Source organism: Mammaliicoccus sp. L-M44, assembly GCF_022386355.1.
Taxonomy (GTDB): domain Bacteria; phylum Bacillota; class Bacilli; order Staphylococcales; family Staphylococcaceae; genus Mammaliicoccus; species Mammaliicoccus sciuri_A.
Genome location: NZ_JAJNIU010000002.1, coordinates 166,862 through 185,833 on the forward strand (window position 1 = coordinate 166,862; position 18,972 = coordinate 185,833).

At 33.0% G+C, this 18,972-nt stretch carries 19 protein-coding genes; 11 read left to right on the forward strand and 8 right to left on the reverse strand.

What is annotated here, in order from left to right:
* Positions 1 to 48 precede the first annotated feature (48 nt).
* The 4 genes from LQ611_RS01945 to LQ611_RS01960 all read left to right on the forward strand — a co-directional run bounded on the left by LQ611_RS01945 (position 49) and on the right by LQ611_RS01960 (position 4,554).
* Positions 49 to 1,347 carry a D-serine ammonia-lyase gene (locus LQ611_RS01945; protein WP_210141867.1) on the forward strand — a complete coding sequence of 433 codons (1,299 nt, stop codon included), beginning with the start codon at positions 49 to 51 and terminating at the stop codon, positions 1,345 to 1,347.
* Entirely contained in the window at positions 1,344 to 2,276 is a 933-nt protein-coding gene (locus LQ611_RS01950; RefSeq protein ID WP_210141868.1) for a DMT family transporter, read from the forward strand. Before LQ611_RS01945 ends, LQ611_RS01950 begins: the two co-directional genes overlap by 4 nt.
* Before the next feature lie 24 nt (positions 2,277 to 2,300).
* Complete coding sequence (locus tag LQ611_RS01955; RefSeq protein ID WP_103361992.1) at positions 2,301 to 2,762, forward strand: NUDIX domain-containing protein; 462 nt, start codon at positions 2,301 to 2,303, stop codon at positions 2,760 to 2,762.
* 319 nt (positions 2,763 to 3,081) lie between these two features.
* The gene (locus tag LQ611_RS01960; RefSeq protein ID WP_025906875.1) at positions 3,082 to 4,554 is read left to right on the forward strand and encodes a catalase; all 1,473 of its coding nucleotides are present in this window, start codon (positions 3,082 to 3,084) and stop codon (positions 4,552 to 4,554) included.
* A 204-nt stretch (positions 4,555 to 4,758) separates the two neighbouring features.
* On the opposite strand, the gene LQ611_RS01965 is transcribed toward LQ611_RS01960, so the two are convergent.
* Both LQ611_RS01965 and LQ611_RS01970 read right to left on the reverse strand, forming a co-directional pair.
* Positions 4,759 to 5,955: an MFS transporter gene (locus tag LQ611_RS01965; RefSeq protein WP_025906876.1), complete on the reverse strand. Its 1,197-nt coding sequence runs from the start codon at positions 5,953 to 5,955 to the stop codon at positions 4,759 to 4,761.
* Positions 5,955 to 6,386 (reverse strand): MarR family winged helix-turn-helix transcriptional regulator, encoded by a 432-nt coding sequence (locus LQ611_RS01970; protein WP_025906877.1) that lies wholly within the window; start codon positions 6,384 to 6,386, stop codon positions 5,955 to 5,957. Before LQ611_RS01970 ends, LQ611_RS01965 begins: the two co-directional genes overlap by 1 nt.
* A 163-nt stretch (positions 6,387 to 6,549) precedes the next feature.
* On the opposite strand from LQ611_RS01970, the gene LQ611_RS01975 reads away from it, so the two are divergent.
* Together LQ611_RS01975 and LQ611_RS01980 are read left to right on the forward strand one after the other, a co-directional pair.
* Positions 6,550 to 7,740, forward strand: coding sequence for a M20 family metallopeptidase (locus tag LQ611_RS01975; protein ID WP_025906878.1), 1,191 nt, complete (start codon positions 6,550 to 6,552; stop codon positions 7,738 to 7,740).
* Positions 7,741 to 7,857: 117 nt separating this feature from the next.
* The gene (locus tag LQ611_RS01980) at positions 7,858 to 9,093 is read left to right on the forward strand and encodes an ammonium transporter (RefSeq protein ID WP_239709308.1); all 1,236 of its coding nucleotides are present in this window, start codon (positions 7,858 to 7,860) and stop codon (positions 9,091 to 9,093) included.
* Between the two features lie 94 nt (positions 9,094 to 9,187).
* On the opposite strand, the gene LQ611_RS01985 is transcribed toward LQ611_RS01980, so the two are convergent.
* Positions 9,188 to 10,489, reverse strand: coding sequence for a Na+/H+ antiporter NhaC family protein (locus tag LQ611_RS01985; RefSeq protein ID WP_210141869.1), 1,302 nt, complete (start codon positions 10,487 to 10,489; stop codon positions 9,188 to 9,190).
* A 159-nt stretch (positions 10,490 to 10,648) separates the two neighbouring features.
* Between LQ611_RS01985 and LQ611_RS01990 the strand changes: the two genes are divergently transcribed.
* Positions 10,649 to 11,284 (forward strand): hypothetical protein, encoded by a 636-nt coding sequence (locus tag LQ611_RS01990; RefSeq protein ID WP_239709311.1) that lies wholly within the window; start codon positions 10,649 to 10,651, stop codon positions 11,282 to 11,284.
* A 56-nt stretch (positions 11,285 to 11,340) separates the two neighbouring features.
* On the opposite strand, the gene LQ611_RS01995 is transcribed toward LQ611_RS01990, so the two are convergent.
* From LQ611_RS01995 to LQ611_RS02005, 3 genes are read right to left on the reverse strand one after another with little or no spacing between them, the layout of a single operon-like run.
* Positions 11,341 to 12,180 (reverse strand): helix-turn-helix domain-containing protein, encoded by an 840-nt coding sequence (locus LQ611_RS01995; RefSeq protein ID WP_239709313.1) that lies wholly within the window; start codon positions 12,178 to 12,180, stop codon positions 11,341 to 11,343.
* Positions 12,181 to 12,202: 22 nt separating this feature from the next.
* Positions 12,203 to 12,343, reverse strand: coding sequence for a hypothetical protein (locus LQ611_RS02000; protein WP_158011175.1), 141 nt, complete (start codon positions 12,341 to 12,343; stop codon positions 12,203 to 12,205).
* A 51-nt stretch (positions 12,344 to 12,394) separates the two neighbouring features.
* Complete coding sequence (locus tag LQ611_RS02005) at positions 12,395 to 13,942, reverse strand: M4 family metallopeptidase (RefSeq protein WP_103361990.1); 1,548 nt, start codon at positions 13,940 to 13,942, stop codon at positions 12,395 to 12,397.
* 206 nt (positions 13,943 to 14,148) lie between these two features.
* Between LQ611_RS02005 and iadA the strand changes: the two genes are divergently transcribed.
* Positions 14,149 to 15,294, forward strand: a complete 1,146-nt coding sequence (gene iadA / locus LQ611_RS02010) for a beta-aspartyl-peptidase (protein WP_025906884.1) — start codon at positions 14,149 to 14,151, stop codon at positions 15,292 to 15,294.
* Between the two features lie 51 nt (positions 15,295 to 15,345).
* Here iadA and LQ611_RS02015 read toward each other — a convergent pair whose 3' ends face one another.
* Positions 15,346 to 15,717 (reverse strand): winged helix-turn-helix transcriptional regulator, encoded by a 372-nt coding sequence (locus LQ611_RS02015; RefSeq protein WP_025906885.1) that lies wholly within the window; start codon positions 15,715 to 15,717, stop codon positions 15,346 to 15,348.
* A gap of 119 nt (positions 15,718 to 15,836) precedes the next feature.
* Between LQ611_RS02015 and LQ611_RS02020 the strand changes: the two genes are divergently transcribed.
* Positions 15,837 to 17,027 carry an MFS transporter gene (locus LQ611_RS02020; protein WP_025906886.1) on the forward strand — a complete coding sequence of 397 codons (1,191 nt, stop codon included), beginning with the start codon at positions 15,837 to 15,839 and terminating at the stop codon, positions 17,025 to 17,027.
* 71 nt (positions 17,028 to 17,098) lie between these two features.
* On the opposite strand, the gene LQ611_RS02025 is transcribed toward LQ611_RS02020, so the two are convergent.
* Complete coding sequence (locus LQ611_RS02025) at positions 17,099 to 17,815, reverse strand: tyrosine-protein phosphatase (protein ID WP_107566094.1); 717 nt, start codon at positions 17,813 to 17,815, stop codon at positions 17,099 to 17,101.
* A 185-nt stretch (positions 17,816 to 18,000) separates the two neighbouring features.
* Here LQ611_RS02025 and LQ611_RS02030 point away from each other — a divergent pair, with 185 nt between their 5' ends.
* On the forward strand, positions 18,001 to 18,603 hold the full coding sequence (locus tag LQ611_RS02030) for a nitroreductase family protein (RefSeq protein WP_025906888.1): 603 nt from the start codon (positions 18,001 to 18,003) through the stop codon (positions 18,601 to 18,603).
* A gap of 84 nt (positions 18,604 to 18,687) precedes the next feature.
* Positions 18,688 to 18,870 carry a hypothetical protein gene (locus LQ611_RS02035; protein WP_025906889.1) on the forward strand — a complete coding sequence of 61 codons (183 nt, stop codon included), beginning with the start codon at positions 18,688 to 18,690 and terminating at the stop codon, positions 18,868 to 18,870.
* Positions 18,871 to 18,972: the final 102 nt, after the last annotated feature.

Consider the following 18,972-nt stretch of genomic DNA (forward strand, 5'->3'; position numbering starts at 1 on the left):
CAGTTGTACTATTGTATTACATTATATTTTAAAAAGGAGAGATTATTCATGTCTATAGACATAAAATCATTAGAAGATAAGTATCCTATTATTTCTAATATTAAAAATGGAGAAGAAGTATTTTGGAAAAATCCTGACTATTTAGTGACTACTGATTTACCATTTTCAATGGATGATGTATTAGATGCTGAACAACGATTAGCTCGTTTTGCACCGTATATTGAAGAAGTCTTTCCTGAAACGAAACTAAACAATGGAAAAATTGAATCTCAAATTTTCACATTAGATCATTTTAAAAATACACGATTCAGTCATTTAAAGGGACGTTTATTACTTAAAGGTGACCATGCTTTACCTATTTCTGGTTCTATTAAAGCACGTGGTGGCATTTATGAAGTGCTAAAGTTTGCTGAAGAAACGGCAATGAAAGAAACTGATTTTACGATTAATAGTGATTATCGCCTACTTGCTACTGAACAATATCAATCTATTTTCTCTAAATACAGAATTGCTGTTGGTTCTACTGGTAATTTAGGATTAAGCATCGGTATTATGAGTGCCAAATTAGGTTTCAAAGTAACGGTTCATATGTCTCAAGATGCTAAAGCATGGAAAAAGGACCTTCTCCGTTCTAAAGGAGTCGAAGTCGTAGAGCATGTTCAAGATTACGGTTATGCTGTAAAAGAAGGTCGTAAAGCTGCAGCAGATGATCCTTATTGCCACTTTATTGATGATGAAGCATCTAAAGATTTATTTTTAGGATATGCTGTTAGCGCGTTAAGACTTAAACAACAATTGAAAGACTTAAATATTCATGTAGATAAAGCGCATCCGTTATACGTCTATTTACCATGTGGCGTAGGCGGTGGTCCTGGTGGTGTCGCATTTGGATTAAAACTCATTTATGGTGATCATGTACATCCTATCTTTATCGAACCTACTGAAGCTCCTTGTATGACTTTAGGCATGATTACACAGCTACATGATCAAATTTCCGTTCAAGATATAGGTTTATCAGGAAAAACAATTGCAGATGGTTTAGCAGTCAGTCGTCCTTCGAAATTAGTCGGCAACATTATGACTTCATTATTGTTTGGTTCATGTACAGTAAATGACCATCAACTTTATCTTTATTTAAAAACATTAAAAGATCATGAAAATATCTTTATAGAACCTTCTGCTACTTCAGGTTTCCAAGGTTTAAAATATATTCATGACTTAAATTATGATTCCGAAAATGCCACGCACCTCGTTTGGTCAACAGGCGGTAACATGGTACCAGAAAATGAACAAAAGATTTATTACCAAGAATCTGTAGATATAGAAAAAAAGGGTTATGAAGATTGATTTTATTAATTATTCTAGGCATTTTAGCAGGGTTATGTGTACCACTACAAACATCTATTAATACGAAACTTGGTAGTTACACAAAATCACCTATACTTGCATCATTTTATTCATTCTTGATAGGAACAATTGTGTTAATCATTGTGAATACTATTATGAATCCACAAAAATTAACACCATCATTTATAATGAATCAAGACTTTTCTTACGTTTGGTTTACAGGTGGTTTATTAGGCGTCGTCTTTTTAACAGGAAATTTATTATTACTTCCAAGAATTGGCGCAGCATTAACAGTCGTGATGACAGTTTCTGGTCAAATTATAATGGGACTGATCATCGACCAATTTGGATTATTTGATGCTGACATTCATACAATTAATATCGGAAGAATTTCTGGCGTAATTCTGATGTTACTGGGTATATTATTAATGAATTATAAAAAGAAATCATCACGTGTCATTACAACACAATCTAATCATACAAATTATTGGATGATTCTCGGTATTATGACAGGTTGTCTTCCCCCAATACAAACAGCTATTAATAGTGCACTTAGATATGAAGTAGATTCATTTTATTTTTCAGCACTTATATCATTCGCTGTTGGGACAATCGCATTATTTATGCTTTCACTTATTCTTGTTCGTAGAATTCGTTTTAGCTTCCATCAACCTGAACAAGGTACGATTAAACCGATTTACTTTATTGGTGGTGCATTAGGTGTTGTATTTGTTACGACGAACATATCACTTATGCCTGAACTCGGTGCAGCACTTACATTAATGGTCGTTATATTTGGACAAATGTTAATGGGACTTTTAATTGATCATTTTGGTTTATTTAATACACCAAAATTTAAAATTACAACGAGACGATTAATTGGTGCGATATTAGTCTTTGTCGGCATTGTCATTCTTAAATTATTCTAATTTAATACTAAGGAGGTCGTTGTGATGGATCTTTCACTTAAATCAGGCGATGGTATGTTAAATATTAGAGTTGGCGCAATCATCAAAGATAAGCATGGTTATTGTTTTCACTATGATAAAAAACATGATTATTATGCATTAATTGGTGGGAGAGTTAAATATTTCGAAAGCTCAGATTCTGCTATTAAACGTGAAATCAAAGAAGAACTCAATATAGAATGTGATGATATTTACTTTTTAACAACTGTTCAAAACTTCTTTGAATATGAAAGTACGTCTTATCACGAAATATTATTTATTTACCATGTTACAATTAATGAATCTTTAGAAGACTTGACCATTCCATTCGATCAAAAAATTAAATATGTATCATTAAAAGTCTCAGAAATTCCTGAAATTAAACTTCTACCTCAAAAAGCAAAAGAAATCATATTGAGAAGAGTAGATGTTCAGCCACTATTTATAGACAGGGATTTACCTAAATAATATTTATTTCTATTAAGAACGCGAAAAAGCGCGTTCTTTTTTTTTTAGTTCTTATAATCAATTAATCTGTCCAATTCTCATTTTAAATAAAATTTATTCTATTAACAATTTGTGTACAAACCGTAAAATTTAGTCAAAAAGCCCTATATAATGTTTAGTTTTTACACTTTTAGGTTATTATATCTAAATATATAACAAAGTAGTACCGTAATTCTTTCTGTATTATTTATTCTTTTACTTGTCACTTTGCTTACTTTAAATTATAATTAGTATGAAATTAGAATTATTATAATTAAGAATTCTTGAGGAGGATTATGATATGAGTAATAAATCAAAACTTACAGGACTTTTTGGTGCACCAGTATCAGATCGTGAAAATTCATTAACTGCTGGTAAACGCGGACCACTTGCTATGCAAGATATTTATTTCTTAGAACAAATGGCACATTTCGACAGAGAAGTGATTCCAGAGCGTCGTATGCATGCTAAAGGTTCTGGTGCGTTCGGTACTTTTACTGTTACACATGATATAACACAATATACAAATGCTAAAATATTCTCTGAAATTGGTAAACAAACTGAAATGTTTGCACGTTTCTCTACAGTTGCTGGTGAACGTGGTGCTGCAGAAGCTGAACGTGACATTCGTGGTTTCGCACTTAAATTCTATACTGAAGAAGGTAACTGGGACTTAGTTGGTAACAACACACCTGTATTCTTCTTCCGTGATCCTAAATTATTTGCAAGTTTAAACCATGTTGTTAAACGTGACCCTAAAACAAACATGCATAACCCACAATCAAACTGGGACTTCTGGACATTATTACCTGAAGCTTTACACCAAGTTACAATTTTAATGACAGACAGAGGTATTCCAAAAGGATTCCGTAACATGCACGGTTTCGGTTCACACACTTACTCAATGTACAACGATGCAGGTGAACGTGTATGGGTTAAATTCCACTTCAGAACTCAACAAGGTATCGAAAATTACACAGCAGAAGAAGCTGAACAAGTAATTGCTAAAGACCGCGAATCAAGTCAAAGAGACTTATTCAACGCGATTGAAGAAGGCAATTTCCCTAAATGGAAAATGTACATTCAAGTTATGACTGAAGAACAAGCAAGAAATCATAAAGATAACCCATTCGACTTAACTAAAGTTTGGTTTAAAGACGAATACCCATTAATTCCAGTTGGTGAATTCGAATTAAATCGTAACCCAGAGAACTATTTCCAAGATGTTGAACAAGCTGCATTTGCACCAACAAACATCATCCCTGGTATAGACTTCTCTCCAGATAAAATGTTACAAGGTCGTTTATTCTCTTACGGAGATGCACAACGTTACCGCTTAGGTGTTAACCACTGGCAAATCCCAGTAAACTCACCAAAAGCTGCAACAAATGTTTGCCCATTCTCAAGAGATGGACAAATGAGAGTAGATGGTAACCTTGGTGGCGGCATTAACTACTATCCAAATAGTTATGAAGCTCATCAATCACAACCAGAATACAAAAAACCAGGTTTAGAACTTGAAGGTGAATTATACGAACACGACTTCCGTGAAGATGACGATAATTACTATGAACAACCAGGTAAATTATTCCGTCTACAATCACCAGAACAACAACAACGTATTTTCCAAAATACAGCTAACGAAATGCAAGGCACTACTGACGAAGTAAAACACCGTCACATCCGTAACTGTTACAAAGCAGATCCAGACTATGGTAAAGGTGTAGCAGACGCATTAGGCATTGATATCAACTCAGTTGATTTAGAAGGATAATATATAAATAGCGTATAGGACAACAAATGTCCTATACGCTATTTTTTTTATATAGTGTCTGAGACATCTCAGTGTCTCAGACTACATTATTATGAAGTTTAGTAATTGAGTATCGCTAACTTCCATTATTTCGAATTCTGTTAATTAGAGGGTACTCAGTAAGGGACATTTCTCGGAATTCTGTCCCTTCATATCCTCCACTTATTATAATTGACTTACTTTTTTAGCTTTAATCATGTGTAAGAAATAGAATGCGACTAATCCTAATAAAGCTACGATAGACATTGCTAGATATAATCCTGAATATCCAATCGAATGTGTGAAGTTACCTAATACATATGGTCCGAATCCTAATCCGAAGTCTAAACCGATGAAATATGTTGATGTTGCTAATCCCATCGCTTCTACTGGCGATACTTTAACGACTAATGCTTGGAATATAGATTGTAAGTTACCAAATCCTAATCCTATAAATGCACCTGCGATTAATAAGATCGCACCATTGCTTGCAATACTAATTAGGAATAAACCAAGAATTAAACATATAAATGCTGGTATTGTAACGATATTCTCACCGCGTTGGTCCATAATTCTACCTGTAAATGGTCTTGTAATTAAGACTGCTACTGCATATACAACAAAGAAGAAACTTGCTGCATCTACTAAATGATTTTCTTGTGCGAAGAATTGAATAAATGACAATACTGATGAGTATGCAATACTAACAATCACAACTACGATTGCAATTGGTAAGGCATGTACTGAGAAGAAATCAGTAATTTTAAATCCTTTTTTCTCTTCTGTTTTGACACTCGCCATAACAGGTGTTTCAACTTTCATGAATAGTGACATAACAAATGCTACAACAATAAGTATCGTACAAATTGTAAAAAGTCCAGACATTGGAATGTGTTGATATAGTAATAAGCCTATAAATGGTCCGATTGCTGTACCGAGTACCATACTTAAACTATACATACTAATACCTTCACTACGACGTTGTGCTGGTGTGATAAATGCTGCGATTGTTCCTGTAGATGTACTTGCTACCCCACTTGCAACACCATTTAGAATACGTACGATTAATAACAATGCGAATGATGATGCCGTCACGAGATATAAACCGTTTGTGATAACTAATAAAATCCCACCGATGACTAATACTTTCTTACTACCTACTATGTTGATATATTTACCTGTTAAAAATCTACCTACTAATGATCCAACTATGAATAAACCTGATGCTAGACCAGCCATACTGTCTGAAACGCCAAATGTTTCCTTACTATAACCACCTACTGTTACTAATAGTAAGTACATTGATAAAAATATAAAAAAGCTAATAACAAAATTAAATATAAAATCTTTTGTCCAAATCGGTTTCTTAATTTGGTCGTCCATTACTCTGTTTCCTCCTCTATTAAATAAGTTCTCAAATTCTCTAAAATCTCTTGTGCCTTATTAAGTTCTGCTTCATCGACACCAACTGCTTGCAGACATTTTTCTTGAAATACACCAATTCTATGATGAATTTCATCGAATTGATTTTGACCTTGCTCAGTTAATGTAAGGAATTTTTCTCTTTTATCTTCTTTACTATTAACTGCTTGAATCAATTCCCGTTCGATTAATTTTTTTATAATTTTACGAGCTGTAGGTTTTTCAATAAAAGAACGCTTAGAAACTTGAACAAGTGTGGTTGGTTGATTATATGCGATATCATGTAACACTTTGTACTGCGCAGCATATAAATCAAAAGGTTCCAATATTTCATTAATATGATGAATATATGGTCGATACAAATTTGTGTAGGAATATAAAAAGTTCTTCATTGTTTTCACCTTTTCTCATAAAAATATAGTTAGCTTTGCTAACTAATACTCAATCATTCTACGCCCATTGTCATGTTATGTCAACACCCATTTACGCTTCTAACAACAATTTTTCAAAATTTCTATTATAATTAAATTAAACAAATATAAGGAGGAACATGATATGTTAAATGATTTCTATGAAAGATTATCTAAGAAAGAAAATAAAATGATTGAAATCAGAAGATACTTACATGAGCATCCTGAGTTATCTTTTGAAGAAAAAGAGACAGCCCAGTATATTGCTGACTTTTATAAAGATAAGGATGTCACATTACAAACACATATCGGAGGAGAAGGCATTTATGGTATTAAAGTAACCATTGATTCTGGTAAACCAGGTAAGACGTTAGCGTTACGCGCTGATTTCGATGCTTTACCTATAAAAGAAGATACCGGCCTACCTTTCAGTTCTAAGAATGAAGGTGTCATGCATGCTTGTGGTCATGACGCGCATACTGCATATATGATGGTGCTTGCTGAAACTTTAATTGAAGTGAAAGATCAACTTAAAGGTAAGATTGTCATCATTCACCAACCTGCAGAAGAAAAGCCACCTGGTGGTTCACAATACTTAATTAAAGATGGCATTCTTGATGGCGTTGATAATGTCATCGGCGTCCATGTTATGAGCGCACTTGAAAGTGATCACGTTTATTATAGAGAAGGCAATGTTCAATCAGGTCGAAATATCTTTAAATTAAAAATAACAGGACGTGGTGGTCATGGTTCTTCACCACATTTAGCAAATGACCCAATTGTTGCAGCAAGTAGCTTTGTTATGTCTGTACAAACAATCGTTTCAAGAAGATTGAATCCATTTGATATGGGCGTTATTTCTATCGGTTCATTTGATGGTAAAGGACAGTTTAATATCATTAAAAATGAAGTCACACTTGAAGGTGACGTAAGAGGTATGAACGAAGAAACACTACAACTGATTGAATCAGAAGTTAAGCGACTTTCTAAAGGTTTAGAATCTATGTATGGTGTTCAATGTGAACTCGAATATACGAGAGATTATCCGGTTCTATATAATGATCCTGAATTAACGAAACAAGTTGCTAAAGCAATTGAAGCGGCTAATATTCCTGAAGTTAAAAGTGTTGAACGTTGCGAACCACAACCACCATCAGAAGATTTTGCTTACTATGCAAAAGAATTACCTTGTACCTTCTTCTATGTAGGCGCAAGTCCTAAAGATAAAGAAACATTCCCTCATCATCATCCTAAATTTGATATTGATGAAGGTTCTCTACTTATTGCAGCTAAATCAGTCGCTGCTGTTACGTTCGATTATTTAGGTGTTCAATAATCCAATTACTTAACAGATGTTAAGTATTATCACACCAAGTGTAAATTTACCTGACTCATATTTCTTTTTTCTTATTTTATATTTTATACTTTTAAAAAAATAAGGAGTTGAGGGAAGATGAGTCAGACAGATACACTTTTATTATTCGGATGTACGTTGTTAGTTTGGTTAATGACACCTGGTTTAGCATTATTTTACGGAGGATTAGTTCAATCTAAAAATGTTTTAAATACTTCGATGCACAGTATTTCAGCAATTGTTGTTGTAACATTCACATGGGTATTAATAGGATTTTCTATTAGTTTTGGTGGTAACAATTTATGGATAGGTGATTTCTCACACGCATTATTAAACGGTGTTGGATTCACACCTAATGGTAATTTTAGTGAAACCATTCCATTCGCATTATTTATGCTTTTCCAATTAACATTTTGTACCATTGCCGTTTCAATTTTAACTGGTTCAGTAGCTGAAAGAATGAAATTCGGACCATTTTTAATCTTTATGAGTTTATGGGTCGTTTTAGTTTATAGCCCAGTAGCACACTGGGTATGGGGTGGCGGCTGGATTCACAAACTTGGTGCAATTGATTTTGCTGGTGGTACAGTAGTCCATATTTCATCTGGTGTTTCTGGACTCGTACTTGCCCTACTACTCGGTTCTAGAAAACCTAGCAATAAAAAACCACCACATAATTTAGTCATTACTTTAATCGGTGGTATTCTCGTATGGTTCGGTTGGTTTGGCTTTAATACAGGATCAGCACTCACTTTCGATTCAGTTGCCATGCTCGCATTTGTTAATACAATACTAGCATCATGTGCAGGAATTGCCGGTTGGTATATCTTTGAATATATTCAAAAGAAAAAAGTTACGTTAATCGGAACATTATCAGGAATGTTAGCAGGACTCGTAACGATTACACCAGCAGCAGGTTTTGTCGGTTACGGAAGTGCAATGATTCTAGGAATATTAGGTGGATTCGTTTGTTACTATGTTATCACGCACCTTAAAGTATTACTTAACTATGACGATGCATTAGATGCATTCGGTTTACACGGATTTGGAGGCGTCGTTGGTGCAATAGGAACAGGTCTATTCCAAAATTCTAGCGTCAACTCAACAATAGCAGACGGTGTATTCTTTGGTGGTGGCATCATGCCAGTAGTCGTACAAATCGTTGCCGTCGTCGTAACAATCGCATTTAGTGGCATCATGACATACATCATCGCTAAAATCATTAGCATCTTTACAACATTAAGAACAGACGAAAAAGCAGAACTAGAAGGCTTAGATGCCGTATTCCATGGCGAAACTGCATATGGATACGAACTCAAACAAGAAAAAGCATAAAAATATAAATATAAAAAACAAGCATATCACTTAACTGAACCATTCAGTCGTAACGTGATATGCTTGTTTTTGTTTAAAATATTAATATTTTAGCTTACTCCGCTTCTTTCTTCTTACGTGGATAACCTATTACAATAGACACGATACCGCATATGCCTAATAAATATGGATAAAATGAATAAGGTAATAGTGATACTGTTGATATTCCTGCGACGCTTGTTGCTGCTAATACTTGTGCGCCATATGGAATAATTCCTTGTACTGTACTTGCAAATATATCTAATATACTTGCTGATTTTCTGCGATCAATTTGATAATCATCTGCTATTTCTTTTGCGAGTGGTCCTGCTGTAATGATTGAAATTGTGTTGTTAGCTGTTGCTAAATTTGTCACGCTTACTAAACTGGCAATTCCAAATTCTGCGCCGCGTTTAGATTTCAAGCGTTTCGTTACGGTATTGAGCAACCATTTGATTCCGCCATGATATTCTATGAGACCAATCATTCCGCCGATTAATAATGCGATCATAGAAATATCTTGCATGCCGATAAGTCCATCTGAGATTGCTTTTAAATTTTCTGCTAGCGTAAATGAGCCGTCTAATAATCCTATTAAGCTTGCTACGATGACACCAAGCACTAATACCATCAATACGTTCATTCCACATAACGCACTAATTAATACAAATAAGTATGGAATGACTTTAATGACACTATAGCCACCTTGACTGACATCTGTCATACCTGCATCTTTTGTAACAAACCATAGAATAAGCACAGTTAAGATAGCACCTGGTAATACAATTAAGAAATTCATCTTAAATTTATCGCTCATTTTCGTTTGTTGTGTTCTAACTGCTGCGATGGTTGTATCTGAAATCATTGATAAATTATCACCGAACATTGCACCACCTACGACAGTTGCTGTTGTTAAAGCAAGTGAGATATCTGTCGCTTCTGAAATACCTACGCCTACTGGTGCTAATGCTGCAACTGTTCCCATTGATGTACCCATAGCTACTGAAATAAATGCACCAACTATGAATAAACCTGCTAATAAAAACTGTCCGGGAATTAAAGATAATCCTAAATTTACAGTTGAACTTACAGCCCCCATACTTTTAGCTGTTTGACTAAATGCACCTGCCATTAAAAAGACAAATACCATTAATAAAATGTTAGGATGAGCTGTGCCTTTTGTAAATATATCTAATTTCTTAGCTAAAGGCGTCTTTGGATACATGGCACATGCAAAGACTGCTGCGATCAGAATCGCTACATTTAAAGGTAAGTAATTAAAATCTTTCATGATTAATCCAGTACCTATAAACAGCGTTACAAATACGATTAACGGTAATAAAGCTATAAATGATCCTTTATGATTAATTTGATTCATTATTTTCTCCTCTTATATATCTTGAATACTTTAAAAGGGTACAGTACATATTGTTTCTCGTCAAATATTAATTTTTAATTTTACCATTTGATGATTAAATCATCAAAATCAGGTAATATAACTATCATAAGATTAAAGCAAATGTTAAGGGGTTCAATTATGATTATTAGTAATACAATTAATGATTTTTTTAATAACTTTCATTTAAATGAACAGTCGAGGCTTTCATATTTTACAAAGTATCATACAGAGTTTCAGCATGCAGGATATGATGAACATTTACTATGTCAAAATATCCATCCAACGCTTCTAAAATTAGAACAAGACCTTCCCTTAATTTTAAAAATAAACACGAAATTGGTTCATATTATCTTTGATGTAAGGCTGAAATTTCTAAAGCAATATCAAACATATTTAAGGCCAGATATTTATTTTCTTGTTGGGACATATAAAGAAGATGCTTCAATTCAATTAGAAGATAACACACATTTATATTTATTTATAGAATCTCTATGTCATAAATATGATTTATTATACGATGTGATAGCCTACTATTTTGCGAAGTTATACATATATGAAATCATTAAAGATTACTACCCAGAAAAGGTTACGACGACTATTTTGAACAATAAACATGTCATATTAGAAGAAGCGATTGTCTTACATATCTTAACGACACTCAATTATACATATCCTTATAAAGAAAGACATGACTTTAAAACCATTCAACAATTAGCTTCTAAACTTGAATCTGAATTAACGACAGAGACCATCCCTCAAGTCATTCAAAAATAAAAAAATACTTTCATATCCTATTCATTTAAAAGAATTGGTTATGAAAGTATTTTTGTTTATAAAGTTTTCATTAAATCTCTAATTAATATTGTGATGTTGTGTTTTTTAGACTGTTCACTTAAGAAAAGTGCAATTTCTAATTGTTTCTTATCTGTATCATTTAGAATGCCCATCTCTAATCGTGATTGCACAATATTATAAACTAATTCGCTATATAACATATATCTATTCGATTTAATCGTAATATCTAATGCAGATTGAGCATAAGCTAAACATCTGTCATAAGCTTTTTCATTCGAGTAAATATTAGATAATGTATATAACAATTTGATTTGATAATTATCGTCTACATTATAACGTTTAGCAATTTCTAAACCTTGTTCTAGTGATGACTTTGCTTTTTCATTTTCATTCTGTCTATAGTAGTAAATTGCGCGCGTATTACAGATAGAAACTTGTAGTTTCTCATACATATTATGATCCATTAAACGATAAGCTTCTTCTATTAGTTGTAGAGATTGTTCAACATCATCATACTTATAAAAAGTAATAATCGATCTTACCCACTTCGAAGCAGCAATTTCATCTGTTGAACTATTTGATAAATAATTGCCATCTATAATAGGTATTAGCGCATCATAATCACGCTCTTCTAACAATCTTTCTATTACTTTTAACTTCTGTTCTAATTGTGTATCTAACTCATCGCCAATGTATAAATAGTCCATACTACAATTTAATCTTCTTGAAATATTAAATAGTAGTTGAGATCCCGGTTGTAATTCATTCTTTTCTATTTTTGAAATTTGACTTTGAGTCGCAATACCTTGCGCTAAATTCTGTTGAGATAGCTTTAAATCTATTCTCCTTTGTTTGACACGTTCTCCTAATTTCATATATAACGCTCCCCGTATTCAGTTATCGAATTAACATGTTTGAATAACCCACGCTATGCATATCATCTGGTATCGGTGTTGCTGTGCATATTTGTCCCGTCAAATATACACGACCTCGATTCATAAGCATTTTACGATGTATCATATGTTTCGGATTCTGCATGTTAATGTCCTCTCTTTATTTTAAGTCTCAATGTGTGAAAATACAATTATTTTATCCAGTTACGCCTACAGAATTCCAAGCATTGACCACTTGTTGTACTTCTGTTGAATTTGCACCATATAAATCAGATGCTGCTTGTTTTAATGCAAATTTAGCATCTAAGAATGAAGAGTTTGAACTTAAGTATTGTGTTAAGGCTCTATAATAGATGTCTTCTGATTTTTCTTTTCCAATTTTAGTAATTGTTAAATAAGCTGCTTTATTCGGTATACCACTATTAATATGCACGCCACCATAGTCACCTTGTTCAGTATTTGGCAAGTTCTGATAATTATTCATATGTGCAGGTTGATTATATTGTTCTGGATTAGAAAGACTTCTTAATCCATCACCTGGTTTACCTGGTGTGTATGCATCTTCTCCCATTAACCAATCTTCTGGGTCAACGAAGTAACCAAACACATCTGACATTGATTCATTTAAAGCACCTGGTTGATTCTCATATACGAGGTTTGCACTATGTTCTGTCACAGCATGTGTTAATTCATGTGCAACAACATCATCTGCAGCTGATAATGATGTAAATGTTTTGCCATCACCATCTCCATACACCATATATTGGCCATTCCAAAAGGCATTATTATAATTTCTATCAAAATGAACAATAGAATTAATTTCTGCACCGTTTCCATCATAACTATCTCTATTGTGTGTGTTTAAATAGTAGTCATATGTTTTAGCAGCATTAAAATGCGCATCCACTCCTGCAGCTTGATTTTTACTATTAAAGTTTGTATCCGTATCTGTCATGAGTGAAAAGCTAGACGTACCATTCTTTGCATCATAAGTATGGATTGTTCCAGAATGTGTTTCATCTTGTAAACCATAACCATTGCTTATTTTTGTTAAATTGAGTGGCTTCTTAGTATCCCCATTAACACCTACACCACTTCCAGCAATATGTTCAATTTTATTTTTCTTACTTACAACTTCACCAGTCTCAGCATCAATTTTAATTTCCCAACGTGCTGGTTTAGGATCTAAATAAATAATTTCAACATTATAGACTAATTTTTTCTTTTCAGCATTGATCACTAATTCATCTTTATTAACGACTTTTTGTCCTTTAATATTTTTCACTTCATTTTGACTTACGCCGATACTTTCAAAAGCTTTATTAACCGCTTCATCTTTAGATAAGCTTTGTTTATTTGTATATGTAACTTTTTCTGTATTGACATCCCCATTGACGAGTTCTAATTCTTGATTATCATTGGTATGTATCTTGACTTCTTTATCTTCGACAACGTAGTTATCTACTTTAGGTTTTAAAGTATAATGCGTATATCCTAAGTTATCTTTAAATTCATTTGCTACTTCAAATTGTTTGTAACTTTTCTTAATATTTGGATTGCCTGGTAACTGACTCAAAATCTCTTGCGCTTCAGCTTTTGTGTTTATTTCTTGTTTAGGAATTGATTTTAATTCCTTTTGATCTAAAGGACTACTTTCTTTCGCACTAGCCACATTTGATAATCCTAAAGTCAAAGCCATAACTGAAGTAAAACCTACTGATAAAATTTTTTTCGATCGATACATTTAATCCACCCCTATATATTTTTAGAATAAGTACAATTTAATTATATATAATTTGAAGTATAAAGTCATTATAAAAAGTGTAATTTTATATTACATTTATATTACATATAGAATATCGACATATATTAATTTGATTTGCTACATTTTGATTTCACGACATACTTACACTAAAATATATATAAAGAAAGCTTTAAAGGAGGATGCTGATGTTTACAATTATTAAAAATGGTGATGTATATTCACCGAACTATAAGGGTCAGCAATCGATACTTATTCAAGGGCGATCTATTATTAAAATCGGAGATATAGATATTGAATTAATAAAGCAACTGGATCCAAACTTAAAGATCATCGATGCCACAGGCTATACAGTTATGCCGGGGATTATAGACCCACATATTCATTTGCTAGGAGGTGGCGGTGAAGCGAGTTATGTGACACGAACGCCAGAAGTTCAATTAACAAATTTAATATCAAATGGTATTACAAGCGTAGTTGGCTTAATAGGTACAGATGGTATTTCTAGAACGCTAACGAGTTTATATGCAAAGGCTCAAGCATTAGAAGCTGAAGGTGTCTCTACATATATGTACACAGGTAATTATCACTTACCCGTTACTACAATTACAAACTCCATCAAAGAAGATTTGTTTTTAATAGATAAAGTGATTGGCACTGGTGAAATAGCCATAAATGATTTCAGATCATCTATTCCAACAACTGAAGAACTCGCAAGAATTGTAGCTGATACAACAGTAGGCGGAATGCTAAGTGGAAAAGCTGGTGTCACACATTTTCATATAGGTACAGGTAAACATAAACTGAAACAAATTCATGACCTAATCGATCATTATGATGTTAAACCGAACAAACTTTATTTGACACATTTTGATAAAGGGATAGATTTGTTAGAAGAAGGTATTTCATTAAGTCATAAAGGTGTGTATGTTGACTTAACAGCAAGTACAAATACAGTAGAATACATCAATTATTACCGAGAACATGGAGGAGACATCTCAAAATTAACCGTTTCTTCAGATGGACATGGCAGTTTACCTAAATTCGATAAACACAATCAACTTGTGGGTTATGACGTTGCAAAATGCAGCACGCTAACAGACCAATTATTTAATTTATTGGTACAAGACTCGAACTGGGAAGAAGTAATTGCTTTATTTACTTCTAATGTCGCAAACGTATTAACACTACATCATAAAGGTCATATCGAAGAACACTATGATGCAGATATATTAATAGTTGATCCGAAAAAGAAACAAATAAAAGACGTATTTGCAAAAGGACAACATATGCTTTCAGATTATCAAATGATTAGAAAAGGTATGTTTGAATAAGATACAAAACAAGCAGGGACAATATTGTCCCTGCTTGTTTACACTTCATACTTAAATTCCATCTATAAATTCTACGGAATCAAGCTCTATTTGCTCACCGTCTTCTTTACGTTTTTTAATATGGAATTCTCCCCATTTACATAAGTGCTCTAGTAATTCATTTAATGTACTACCATATTCTGATATCTCGTATTCAACTTTTGGTGGTACTTGTTGATATACAATTCGATTAATAATGCCATCTTTTTCTAATTCTCTTAATTGTTGCGTTAACATTTTTTGTGTAATATGCGGAATAGCTTTTTTAAGTTCAGATGTTCGCATTGTCCCATGCTTTAAATGACACAGTATCACTGGCTTCCATTTACCGCCAATGACATCTATTGTTGCTTCTACACCAATATTATATTCCGTAACTTCCATCATGATTCCTCCCTAAGGCACTTTTTAGTACCTATATGACTTTAAAGTGCGTACTTTCTATTTGTCTTATTACGTTTTAAAATATCACATATCTTATAACAAAGGAAGGAATTTAAAAATTGAAAAACAAATTTTCGAATCAACTCGCACTTATATCACTTGCTATCTCAGCTTTTGCTATTGGTTCTACGGAATTTATTAGCGTAGGATTACTCCCATTAATTAAAGATGCCTTTGATGTGACAATCCCATTAGCAGGACTTACTGTATCTTTATATGCTATTGGTGTTACAGTTGGCGCACCTATCTTAACGCCTTTAACAAACAATATGAAAAGAAAGACTGTTTTGATAGTCATTATGGTTGTGTTTATTATTGCTAATGTATTTGCAGGACTTGCAACATCATTCAGTTTATTACTCGCTATGAGAGTGCTTAGCGCTTTCTCACATGGTGTATTCATGTCTATTGCAACAACCATTGCAGCTGACTTAGTCCCTGCGCATAAACGTTCAAGTGCCATCGCCATGATGTTTACAGGTTTAACAGTTGCAACGATTACAGGTGTCCCATTTGGAACTTGGGTCGGTCAAAACTTCGGTTACGAAATGTCATTCTACACGATTGCTTTAATAGGACTTATCAGTTTAATCGCAAATATATCATTCGTTCCAAAAAATTTAACAGAATATGAGCAAGCACCTATTATTAAACAACTTGCTGTCTTTAAAAACAAACCGCTTATGTCTATTTATTTAATTACAGCTCTTGGCTATGGTGGTACATTTGTTGTTTACACTTATATGACTGAAATTTTAACGAATATATTAGGTTATGACTCAAATAGTATTGTCATTATTTTAATATTGTATGGTGTGATGGTTGCGATTGGTAATACATTAGGTGGAAAATTAACGAACCATGCGCCAACGAAATCATTAACGATTATTTTTCTATTACAAGCATTAACGTTATTGCTTGTTGGATTTACGATACATTTTCATGTCGTTGGTTTAATCAGTATTTTATTAATGGGACTATTCGCTTTTATGAATGTTCCCGGGTTACAACTCATTGTAGTACTTTTTGCTGAACGTAATAGTAAAGAAACTGTCAATTTCGCTTCAAGTTTAAATATATCTGCATTTAACATAGGTATTACACTTGGATCTGTTATCGGTGGATTTATATTAAATCATTTAACATTATCCAGCACACCTTATTTCGCATTTATCATGGTGCTTGTAGCAAGTATTTTAATGTTTGTCGTCAACAAGCATGAAACAACTGAACCTTTACAAACAACTTAGTAATAATAAAAAAGCGAGAAATGTATGAGATATCAACTGGTAACTCATGCTTTTCTCGCTTTTTAAATACTTCATATTTCTTCATTCTTTAATATTTTTCGAGCGTTTTCTTTAAATCGTGTGACAGTCTCAATACCTTTCGTACGTTCTAAAAATTCATATGCTTCTTTAATATGAAAGTTTCTATTGGATGTATTATGGGCATCACTTCCAAGAATATGAATCGCATCTTGTTCTAATAAATAATCAGCTACTCTTTTAGCATCTTCGCCATATTTATTCACTAAAGAGCCTGCTGTAACTTGACATAATGCGCCTCTATCAATTAAATCAAATAAAATTTGTGAATCATCTTGAATAGGAATGATACGTTCTGGATGAGCTAATATTGGACGGTATCCGGCATTAAATAACTTTTCAAATGTTTGTTCAGCAAATTCTGGTATCGAGAAAAATGGAAACTCAATTAACACATATCTTGACCCTTCAGTAATAGGTAACAATTCACCTGACTCTAAACCTTCAAGTTCCTCACCAAACATATGAATTTCTTGGCTAGGATAAACTTTAATATCAATATGATGATCATTTAATAGAGATTGTACTTCTTCAGTTCTACTTTTTACGATATCGGCATTATTTCTAAATCGATGTTTTATATAATGAGGTGTTGCAACTATATCTGTTATACCAATTTTCTCAGCTTCCCTTGCAAGTTCAAGCATACTTTCCTCATCTAATGGACCATCATCTAATCCATATAATAAATGATTATGAATATCTATCATGTGCACCTCTCCTTTTATCACATAACTAAAATCATACAACTTTATTCCCTTATTACTTATATTGTAACAAATAACCGTTTGTAACCAGTATTAAAATGACTGATTTTTGTAAATAAGCAGAAAAGTTGTTTTTAAAACTATTTTATATGAACATAAAAATATCGACATATAAGGAGTGGAAAAACATGGAATTAGCAAAAGCATTAGAAAGAAGACGCTCTGTTAAATCTTATGAGCCATACGATTTAGATAGAGAAACAATTTATAATTTATTAGATCAAGCTGCATTATCACCTTCAGCTTGGAACTTACAACAATGGAAAGTAATTGTTGTTGATACAGACGAAGCAAAAGAAAAATTATATAACGCAGCTAATAAACAAATTAAAATAAAAGAATCTAGCGCGACATTTATCATTTTAGGTGACTTAAATGCTCATGAAACAATTGGTGATATCGCAGATGACTGGATAGACCATAAACATATACCAGCTGATAAGAAATCAGGATTAATACAAAGTGTCCACCAATTCTTTGAAAGTGATACAAACAGAAGAGACGAAGCAATACGTGGCGCTTCATTATTTGCGATGAGTTTAATGTTAGTCAGTGAAGACGCAGGACTCGCAACTTGCCCAATGATAGGCTTTGACAAACAAGCAGTAATTGATTCATTTAATATTGAAGATAACTTAGTACCAGCAATGCTTATCTCAATTGGTAAAGGTGAAATGAATAATGATAGAGCTTCACGCATACCAGCATCAGCATTTGCGAAATTCGAATAACGAATGTTCTAAATTTGTAAAAAACTCACCTCATTCATGCATAAAAAAGTATTATAATGAAAGTAACAAAGTGAGGTGTTTAAGATGAACAAACGTTATCAAAAGGTTCTAGTACTTTACTTAATTTCAACGTTCGTGCCATATGCATTATTCAGTAGAAAAAATGATAGCACATTAACTAAAACTTGGTTACCAAGTTCATTAGTAGGATACGGTATCTTTGCATATGGACTCAAAGTTTTAACAAAAATGAAAAAAGCAGCTTAACCATAAGCTGCTCAGACTGTGGACAAACTGAACTTAAATTTATAAGTTCAGTTTGTTTTTTTATATGGATTAATATTTTCCACTAAAATCATGATTAAACTA